At 57.0% G+C, this 9,041-nt stretch carries 10 protein-coding genes; all 10 read right to left on the bottom strand.

Annotated features, from left to right (window positions below):
* Positions 1-122 precede the first annotated feature (122 nt).
* Positions 123-560 carry an Lrp/AsnC family transcriptional regulator gene (locus tag AB4Z20_RS27815; RefSeq protein WP_003205952.1) on the bottom strand — a complete coding sequence of 146 codons (438 nt, stop codon included), beginning with the start codon at positions 558-560 and terminating at the stop codon, positions 123-125.
* A gap of 11 nt (positions 561-571) precedes the next feature.
* The gene (gene thrC, locus AB4Z20_RS27810) at positions 572-1,936 is read right to left on the bottom strand and encodes a threonine synthase (RefSeq protein ID WP_442091199.1); all 1,365 of its coding nucleotides are present in this window, start codon (positions 1,934-1,936) and stop codon (positions 572-574) included.
* A gap of 20 nt (positions 1,937-1,956) precedes the next feature.
* Positions 1,957-2,841 (bottom strand): LysR substrate-binding domain-containing protein, encoded by an 885-nt coding sequence (locus AB4Z20_RS27805; RefSeq protein WP_258689474.1) that lies wholly within the window; start codon positions 2,839-2,841, stop codon positions 1,957-1,959.
* Between the two features lie 58 nt (positions 2,842-2,899).
* Positions 2,900-4,330 (bottom strand): amino acid permease, encoded by a 1,431-nt coding sequence (locus AB4Z20_RS27800; protein ID WP_442091196.1) that lies wholly within the window; start codon positions 4,328-4,330, stop codon positions 2,900-2,902.
* 134 nt (positions 4,331-4,464) lie between these two features.
* Entirely contained in the window at positions 4,465-5,718 is a 1,254-nt protein-coding gene (locus tag AB4Z20_RS27795; RefSeq protein WP_253469745.1) for a cystathionine gamma-synthase family protein, read from the bottom strand.
* Between the two features lie 710 nt (positions 5,719-6,428).
* Positions 6,429-6,737, bottom strand: coding sequence for a hypothetical protein (locus AB4Z20_RS27790; RefSeq protein WP_442091194.1), 309 nt, complete (start codon positions 6,735-6,737; stop codon positions 6,429-6,431).
* An 82-nt stretch (positions 6,738-6,819) separates the two neighbouring features.
* Entirely contained in the window at positions 6,820-7,200 is a 381-nt protein-coding gene (locus AB4Z20_RS27785) for a hypothetical protein (protein WP_156395727.1), read from the bottom strand.
* Between the two features lie 146 nt (positions 7,201-7,346).
* The gene (locus tag AB4Z20_RS27780) at positions 7,347-7,637 is read right to left on the bottom strand and encodes a hypothetical protein (protein ID WP_442091191.1); all 291 of its coding nucleotides are present in this window, start codon (positions 7,635-7,637) and stop codon (positions 7,347-7,349) included.
* Between the two features lie 455 nt (positions 7,638-8,092).
* Positions 8,093-8,413 (bottom strand): contact-dependent growth inhibition system immunity protein, encoded by a 321-nt coding sequence (locus AB4Z20_RS27775; protein WP_442091189.1) that lies wholly within the window; start codon positions 8,411-8,413, stop codon positions 8,093-8,095.
* The coding region (locus AB4Z20_RS27770) for an RNase A-like domain-containing protein (RefSeq protein ID WP_442091187.1) at positions 8,403-9,041 on the bottom strand (639 nt) is incomplete at its 5' end. The genes AB4Z20_RS27775 and AB4Z20_RS27770, both read right to left, overlap by 11 nt.

Here is a 9,041-nt window from a genome sequence, read left to right as displayed (position 1 = left end):
GCCCCAAATCATGCAGCGCGGTGGGTCAGGTTGATTGAGGGTGACCAGGTTGGGGCTGCTTCGCAGCCCAGCGGGAGCAAGCTCCCTCGCCACAGGGCTCACTGTTGTGACGGATAGCGCGCCTAGACCACCGACGACAACACAAACGACGTCACGGTGTTCTCCACCCCCGGCAACGCCGAGATCTCTTTCCACACCTTGTGCACCCGCTCCGGGTTCGCCGCGCCGACTCGCAGCATCAAATCAAATTCGCCGCTCATCACATCGCACTGCAGCACTTCGGGCATGGCCTGCAACGCCTGCAATACCTCGGCGCCGCGCATGCGGTCGTAGCGGTAGACGAAGATCACCGCGTTGATGTTCGACGACGCGTGAGCGCCCTCCCCGGTGCGCACCGTGTAGCCCTGGATCGCGCCGTCGCGTTCGAGGCGTTCGATGCGTTGGCGCACGGCGTTGCGCGAGAGATTGACCTTGGCCGCCAGCTCGGCGTGGGCGGCGCGGGCGTTGAGGCGCAATTCGGCGATGATGCGTTCGTCGAGGGGGTCGAGAATTCGCTTCATGGGGCCTCCGGTTATAGGGCACCGAGCAGTTGATGAAGAGCACCGAGGTCGTCCGGCTGGATGCGATGAATCTGCGCCGGGCCTTGCTCGGACATCGTACGCTGTGGCGCCGCCACGGGGATCCCCAACTCACCGAGCAACACCGCCGATTTAATAGGTGATATCTCGCCCAAGGTCACCATCGGCGCCACCAGGCTGCGCCGGTACAAGCGCGCCGCTAGCACGCCGGTGGCGGTGTGTGGGTCGATGACGTAACCAGTGTCGCGATGCAGCGAAGTGATTTCCTCCAGCGTCTGCTCATCGCTGACCGCGTACGAGTCGATGATCATCCGCGCCTGCAACCAGAACTCGTTGGCGATGGTCATCTCGCCCTGGGTTTCGAAGGTATGCATCAGCGCGCTGACTGCTTGATCATCGTGCCCATAGAGTTCCCAGAGAAACCGTTCCAGGTTGGAAAAAATCGACAAATCCATGGCCGGCGACAGGGTCTTGCTGGCGCGCAATCGCGAGTAGTGGTTCTTCAAAAAGAACTGATGCAGCGCGTCATTCTGGTTGGTCGCGACGATCATCTGCGTGATCGGCAAGCCCATCTTCTGCGCGATGTAGCCGGCATAAACTTCGGCAAAACTCGCCGCCGGCACGCTGAAGCCAATGGGCCGCTGACCGCCGCCCAGTTGCAGCACCGCGTGGAAATAAAACACCAACTGCGCCATGACGCTGACCCAGTTGCTGGAATTGAAACTGATCGCCTCATGCTGGCGGAACAGTTGGGTGACCAAGGTCTGGCATTCATCGAAACTGCCATCGACGGCCACTTGATGAACCCGCGGATGCGCCGTCGCTTGCAGGTCTTGAAGCTGGTCTTGCGGCACGCCGGCCTCGGGATAAATCACCACCACGTCGGTCTCGTCGCAGTGCTTGAAGGCCTCGATGGCGGCCAGGCCGGTGTCGCCGTTGGTGACGCCAATCACCACGGCGCGACGCCCGCGTTTACGCAGGAAGTACTGCACCAGCCGCGCCTGCAACTGCGCGGCAAAATCCTTCGAGGAGCGGGTCGGCCCATGGAACAATTCCAGGACCCATTCATTGCGATCCACCTGATGCAACGGCGCCAGCGAGCGATGGCTGAACTGGCTGCCGGCCTCCTTGAGCACCCGCTTGAAGTCAGCCTCGGGGATCGCCTCGCCCACGAACGGACGCATCACTCGATAGGCCAGTTCGTCATAGGACAATGTCGACCAGTTGGCGATGTCCTGGGGTTCGAAGTGCGGCAATGTGACGGGGACAAACAGGCCGCCATCCTCGGCGATGGCCGACAGCACGACTTTTTCGAAATCGACCTGCACGGCGGAATTTCGGGTACTCACATAGCGCATGGTCAACTCCGTAAAACAGTTCATTTAAAGCGATGCGCCTGCTCCACCAGCCAGGTGGAAAACCGCGCCGCGTCCGGGTGTTGCTCGGCCCCGGAACTGCGCACCAGGTAAAACGATTCGCTGGCTTCGATGCGCTGGGCGAAGGGCTCGACCAGGCGTCCGTCGTCGAGCATGTCACTCACCATCGACGACCGCGCCAGGGCGATGCCCTGCCCCAATTCAGCCATCCGCAAGGTGCAGACCAGCGTGTCGAATTGCATGCCGGTCGAGGAATCAACGCTGTCGACACCGACCATTTTCAGCCAGTAGCCCCAGCCCTCTTCGTAACCCAGCACGTGCAGCAACGGATGCTTGGCCACGTCCGCCGGCACTTTCAGCGTCGCCATCAAAGCGGGCGAGCACACCGGGAACAAGGTGTCCCAGGTCAGGCGTTGCGACACCAGGCCGGGCCATTGGCCGTGGCCCCAGCGAATTTCCATGTCGTCTTCGCCATCCAGCTCCTTGACCCAGATGTTGCTGATGTAGCGGATGTCGACGTGCGGATGCGCCTGGCGAAAATCCACCAGTTTCGGCGCCAGCCAGTGCACGAAAAACGCCAGGCTGCCGCGCACCTTGATTGGCCGACGTTTGTGCTGGCCAAAGATTTCGTTGGTGCCCACCGCCAATCGCGTGATCGCGTCCTGCACCACCGGCAGGTACGCCTGGCCTTCCTCGGTCAGGCCCAGGCCGCGGGGCAAACGCTTGAACAGCGCCACCCCGAGGTGACTTTCCAATTGGCGGATCTGCTGGCTGACCGCGCCCTGGGTCAAGAATAATTCGTCGGCGGCGTGGGTGAAGTTCAGGCAGCGGGCCGACACTTCGAACGCCCGCAGCCAGTTCAACGGGGGCAACGTTTTTTGCTTCATGGTCTTACCTCGTTAACCCCCACGCACCGGGCACGTTTGCCCGCCCCGTCGACGCGGTTTAGAACGCGTCGGACGGTTGTGCCACGAGGGCAACCGACAAGCGTCGCTCGCGGCTTTTGCGGGTAATGTAATACACGAAGTAACACCAGGCGATGAACGGCAAGCCGAAGTACAGCGCCACCCGTTGTTCAGGGTCGAAGGCGATCCCGACGCACGCCAGGCTGCAGCACACCAGCGCACCGAGCGGCACCCACGGATAACCGCGAACGCGGAACTTGAGGTCACGAATGTCGCCGCCGTGGGCCACATAGTGACGACGGAAAGCGATCTGGCTCGCGGCGATGCTCATCCACACCACCACCACGGCCAGGCCGGAAATCGACACCAGCGCCAGGTAGATGGTGTCGGCGGCAAACACGCTGCTGAGCAACGATGCCGCGCCGCCGGCCATGCTGACGATGATCGCGTTGAGCGGCGTGCCCATGCGGGTCAGGGCCGAGAACTGCTTGGGCAGGTGGCCTTGGTCGCTGAGGGTCCAGAGCATCCGCGAGGCGGCGTACAACCCGGAATTGGCCGCCGACAACAGGGCGGTGATGATCACGAAGTTCATGATGTCGGCGGAGTACGGAATGCCGATGTAGGTGAACACCGTGACGAATGGGCTTTCGACCAGACCGGCTTGCTCGCGGGGCAACAAGGTCGCCAGGACAAAAATGGTCCCGACGAAAAACACCGCCAGGCGCAGCACTGTGGTGCGGATGGCGCGTGGCACATTGCGTTGCGGGTCCTTGGTTTCACCGGCGGCGATGCCGATCAGTTCAGTGCCGGAGAACGCGAAGGAGACCGCCAGCAGCGTCATCACGATGGGCATGAAGCCGGTAGGAAACAGTCCCTCGCGGGTGAAGTTGCTCAAGCCGATGCTGTGGGCCTGGTCGATGTTCAGCAGGCCGAGAATCGCGCCACCGCCGATCAGCAGGAACACCACCACGGTCAGCACTTTGATCAACGACAACCAGAACTCGGTCTCGGCGAACAAACGCACCGAAATCACGTTGGTGAGGAACACCACGCCGGCAAACAGGGCGCTCCAGATCCACACCGGCGTGTCGGGAAACCAGCGCGACATGAGGATGCCGGCAGCGGTGAATTCGGAACCGATCGCCACCGTCCACGTAAGCCAATACAACCAGGCCACGGTGTAGCCGGTGCCCGGGCCTAGAAACCGCGTGGCGTAGGTGCTGAACGAACCGGTTTCCGGCATCTGCACCGCCAGTTCCCCCAGGCACATCATCACCATGTAGACCATGAGCGCGCCGATGATGTAGGCGATCACCGCGCCCATGGGACCGGCCTGGTTAACGGTGTAGCCGGAGGTCAGGAACAGGCCGGTGCCGATCACGCCGCCCAAGGCCAGCATGACGATATGGCGCGTCTGCATTTCCTGCTTGAAGCCGGCCCGCGTACTCGTTTGTTGTTCTGTTATGGACATGGTTGTTCTCATGAAATGTCAGGGCGCGCATCTACGTCTACGCGAGTCAGACAAGCGCCGCTGAGCTTTTATTATTATTCCTATTCATGAACGCCCCATTCACAGCCTTGTTATGGGGTACCAACTTTCAAACTTCAGTTTGCGGTCTCGATGTGGACTTCATTGAGTTGCGGATCGAGGGTCTTTTTGACGAAGGCGAAGGCCTGTTTCAGATCGTCCAGTAGATCGTCCGTGTCTTCGATGCCGACCGAAACCCGCACCAGGCCTTCGGAGATGCCCAGGGCCAAGCGTTCTTCCAAGGTGTTCTCGACATGGCTGGTGGTGCGGGCCGGGCCGTAGATGGTTTCCACCGCGCCCAGGTTGCCGGCGCAATGGGCGAAGCGCAGGCGTGGCAGCAGCAGCTTGATCGTGTCCATGCCACCGACCAGGACAAAACTGACGATGGCGCCGAAGCCGGACATCTGCGCGCAGGCCACGGCGTGGTTCGGGTGGCTGGGTAAGCCCGGGTAATTGACCGCTTCTACCAGCGGTTCGGTGCAGAGGAATTCGGCCAGGGCCCGGGCGCTGTGTTGTTGCTGGCGCATGCGCAGCGCCAGGGTCTTCATGCCCCGAATGATCAGGTAGGCCGAGAACGGGTCGAGGCTCGCGCCGTTGATTTCCCGGTAATGCCGCACCTGGGCCATCAAGGCTTCGCTGCCACACACCAGGCCACCGAGCACGTCGCCATGGCCGCTGAGGAACTTGGTCGCGCTATGAATCACCACGTCCACCCCCAAGGCCAGCGGGCTCTGGTTCAGCGGTGTGGCGAAGGTGTTATCGGCCACGACCACGGCGCCGACACGCTTGGCCGCCGCCACCAGGCGCGGGATGTCGAGGATTTTCAGGGTGGGGTTGGTGGGGGTTTCCAGGTACAGCACCTGGCAACCCTTGGCGATTTCACGCTCGAGGTCGTCGTGATCGAAGGTCTCGCACAAGGTCACCGCCACGCCGGTGCGCGGCAGGAACTCTTCGAAAATCTTGTTGGTGCCGCCGTAACTGTCCTTGGTCGACACCACGCGATCGCCATGGGCCAGGAAGGTGTAGAGCACGCTGCTGATCGCCGCCATGCCACTGCTGAAAGCCACGGCGGACTCGGCCATTTCCAGCTCGCGGATCTTGGCTTCGAGGGTCTCGACGGTCGGGTTGCTCATGCGGCTGTAGATAAAACCGGGGGCCTTGCCCAGCGCAACGTCGTACCAGACGTCGATGTCGTCGTAACCATACGCGGCGCTGGCCACGATGGGGGTTTGCGTGGCGTTGTAGGGGTGCCTGACTTGCTCCCCACCCCAAACCGCCCGGGTTCCCGCTCCCGCGTTATCAAGCCCTGTGCTGTCAGGTTTATTGTTCATTGAGGCTACTCACACTGAGGGGGTGGACGTTGAGCCATCCACCGAATCTGAGGGCCAATATAGGGAAAAGCCGCGCGCCCGAGAAACGATGTTATCGGTGCCAAAGGGGTGGTTTTTTTAATGGCTGAAGGCGAAGCCGCGACCTGTAAGTCACTGATAAACCTGTGGGAGCGAGCTTGCTCGCGATGGCGGTGGGTCAGCTGCCATTGAGGGTGACTGACACTTCGCTATCGCGAGCGAGCTCGCTCCCACACTGGAAATTGTGGTGACGTCGGGAATGCGTGAGCGCCAGCCCTACAGGCGACCGTTGACTTAAAGGCTGTGTGAATCATCGTGGCGAGGGAGCTTGCTCCCGCTCGGCTGCGCCGTAGGAGCTGCCGAGCAAAGCGAGGCTGCGATCTTTCCAAAGCCAGTTGAGTATCAAGCGAAAGATCAAGATCAAAAGATCGCAGCCTTCGGCAGCTCCTACCACAGCCCAGCGGGAGCAAGCTCCCTCGCCACAGGTTATCGATCGTTCCCACGCTCCTGCGTGGGAATGTCGCCAGGGACGCTCTGCGTTCCGCTTCTGGTTGTGACGCAGAGCGTCACGGGATGCATTCCCACGCGGGAGCGTGGGAACGATCAATAACACTGGGGGCGGCGTTGATTTTTTGCTGTGTGGGCCGCCCTCGTTGATTTATTTTCGACACTTAACTCAACCAATACTTACCTCACGCAACCTTGACTTGTTTTAACGTATCTATCAAAGCACCTTCTAGTTCAGCCCAACTCTTAGCCTCTGTAGAACATACAGGAGAGTCCCAGTTGCAGCMCAACACAAGAAGAACCCTGAAGCATCCACTCTCACAGAACTCAGGATACCAACCAATATCTATTATTTGCTCAAGCGGAAAAGAAGCCTGGAATAGATCTTCCTTTAAATCGTCTATACCAAGCAGAACATCCCTTGATTGATCCAATCTTGAAAGATCATCAAAAACTATAGTCCCGCCAAGCTTAGTTACTTCATGCAAACCCACACACTCCCCCTTCATTTTATAAGCTTCCCTGAATGCATCTTCGATGTACGCAGAGCGTCACTGGCTGCATCATTCTTCCAGCTCACAAATTAGCTGGGCAAAGGGTTAATTTTTCGAAACTTAGACTTATAAAAAACGGAGGTCGCATAAGACAGCCCTCCAACTCAATCATTGTTTTCGTTCCATTGATATCAATTATCGCAACCCCATCCTCAGCCATGGAGACTAGAGACGCGCTTAGAAAAATGACCCTATCCTTTATGCTCAATGAAAAACGACCACCTGAAACATCGACATTATTTCCCCACGCAAACTCTTCATCTATCTCAAATTCCACATCATGTTGTTCACCGACTTTCGGAATATCGGCCGACCAAGTCGCGACCGCGCTTCCAAAATCTGTCGAAAAAGCTACTGAGATATTGCCACTGACGCTCCTAACTTCATCTATTTTTATTTTCATTTTTTGCCATTCGCCAAAGGAACGCGCACAACTGTATTGTCAACACCCATCACATTCCCCTTCAACTCATACGTCCATACCCCCTCATGATAATGGTGCTTGGTTGGCTTGCTGTTCATTTCATAGGCACCGTAACGAAAAATCTATTAGGGCTTCCAGAAATTAATACCCTCCATACGCCGCTCGATATCGTCCATATCATCTTCGCCTAGAGTTGTATCAAACCCTTCACTGATGATCTTTCTAATTTTAGCGAGCTTCTGGGTTACTTTTTCATTATCTATGAACTCCGTGGTGGCGCGCTGGTACTTTTCAATTGGCTTATCACCGTAGTAGCTACCCATCTTGTGTAGCGATATCAAAATAAACTCAATTTCAGCTAGAGCTTCAAGTGCAGACTCCCCGGAAATAACGATTTCCTTATTTCTATCTAACATTACTTTCTCCGCTTAAAGGTTGGATTTTCTAATTTTAGATTCCGCTTGATGGTCAGCTCCATCGTGCCATGCCTTGGGTTTTTGACCCATTCCAGTTTAGATTCGATCATTCCCACGCAGGAGCGTGGGAACGATCAAAGGGGTGGTTTTTTTAATGGCTGAGGGCAAAGCCGCGACCTGTAAGTCACTGATAAACCTGTGGGAGCGAGCTTGCTCGCGATGGCGGTGGGTCAGCTGCCGTTGAGGGTGACTGACACTTCGCTATCGCGAGCAAGCTCGCTCCCACACTGGAAATTGTGGTGACGTCGGCACGTGGTTTCGCCCTTGGAAACGCAGCGGTTGCTCCAGTCGCTTGCCGTCGCCGTGCCGGAGCTCGGTGAGTTTGCCGTAGCCGTTGTAGCGCGCGGCCCAAACGACTTCACCTCAGTCTGCCAATCTGCATACGGCTACTTCTTCTAGTTACCATCAAGCGGAGAGGTATCAGTGCGACTCATTACGTCCAGAATATGCTTTAGCCACATTTCACCAGACTCCCAATCCATCCAATAGCAATAATTGCAAGGCATTTTATCCATAATGAATCCTCTCATTTTCTCATCACAAAATTTAATTTTTAATAGTGTCGAGATTTCATTTTTAACCATGTCAACGATTTCAGGCGCAGAGTCCGAAACAAAATTTCTTATTATTTCATCAGGATCTGATGACTCGCACATCCAATCTTGATGAAAGTAGCATCCAAAGAACTGGAAAAGCTCTGGGTATTTATCTTTCATTTTTTTCAATAAATCCTGTAAGTAAATTATATCCGGTTGGTGACCTGTCAGATTTTCTAATAACCAACACCACAACCGACAGTGGTTCTAGATTTCCAGTTTGACGTACAACGCCGACTCCTACTGGAGAAGAGAAGGGTTGCCGTAGAGCAAGTGATGTTCTCAATCTACTACTTAGAAATTCGTCTATCTCTAATTTTCTTGTTTTTAATACACTGGAAACAGCTGACTCTGCCGTAGCCCTATCAGGGAATGTCGACGCAGTAGGTACGCGAGGCTCCAAATCAAGGCGCCTCCTCAGTTGATCTTCAGAGCGCCCCACATGTTTCTCTATTAAATGCCCACCACGAGCCTCATGCGCAGCCAACCCTCCTCCCGGCACAATTTCGCTGAACGGCCCATCAGCCTCAATATCACCAGGACACTGACATGCCAACCCCAACGGATCCACCCACCCCGTCGGGTTCAGGGTGTACCGGTACCCATTGAGCCCACCCACCAACTTGCTCGGGTCGGGCGTCAGGTAACGGCCAGTCTCGGGATTGTAGTAGCGGTGCCGGTTGTAGTGCAGGCCGCTTTCGGGGTCGAAGTATTGGCCCTGGAAGCGCAGCGGTTGCTCAAGCTGTTC

Source organism: Pseudomonas sp. KB_12, from assembly GCF_052114545.1.
In the GTDB taxonomy this organism is placed as follows: Bacteria; Pseudomonadota; Gammaproteobacteria; order Pseudomonadales; family Pseudomonadaceae; genus Aquipseudomonas; species Aquipseudomonas brassicacearum.
This window is presented reverse-complemented; position numbering and strand designations above follow the sequence as displayed.

What these genes read in the sequence shown, in the direction of transcription:
- AB4Z20_RS27815 (WP_003205952.1), bottom strand. Translation starts at nt 560, where the DNA reads ATGAAGCGAATTCTCGACCCCCTCGACGAACGCATCATCGCCGAATTG.
- thrC (WP_442091199.1), bottom strand. Translation starts at nt 1,936, where the DNA reads ATGCGCTATGTGAGTACCCGAAATTCCGCCGTGCAGGTCGATTTCGAA.
- AB4Z20_RS27805 (WP_258689474.1), bottom strand. Translation starts at nt 2,841, where the DNA reads ATGAAGCAAAAAACGTTGCCCCCGTTGAACTGGCTGCGGGCGTTCGAA.
- AB4Z20_RS27800 (WP_442091196.1), bottom strand. Translation starts at nt 4,330, where the DNA reads ATGTCCATAACAGAACAACAAACGAGTACGCGGGCCGGCTTCAAGCAG.
- AB4Z20_RS27795 (WP_253469745.1), bottom strand. Translation starts at nt 5,718, where the DNA reads ATGAACAATAAACCTGACAGCACAGGGCTTGATAACGCGGGAGCGGGA.
- AB4Z20_RS27785 (WP_156395727.1), bottom strand. Translation starts at nt 7,200, where the DNA reads ATGAAAATAAAAATAGATGAAGTTAGGAGCGTCAGTGGCAATATCTCA.
- AB4Z20_RS27780 (WP_442091191.1), bottom strand. Translation starts at nt 7,637, where the DNA reads ATGTTAGATAGAAATAAGGAAATCGTTATTTCCGGGGAGTCTGCACTT.
- AB4Z20_RS27775 (WP_442091189.1), bottom strand. Translation starts at nt 8,413, where the DNA reads ATGAAAGATAAATACCCAGAGCTTTTCCAGTTCTTTGGATGCTACTTT.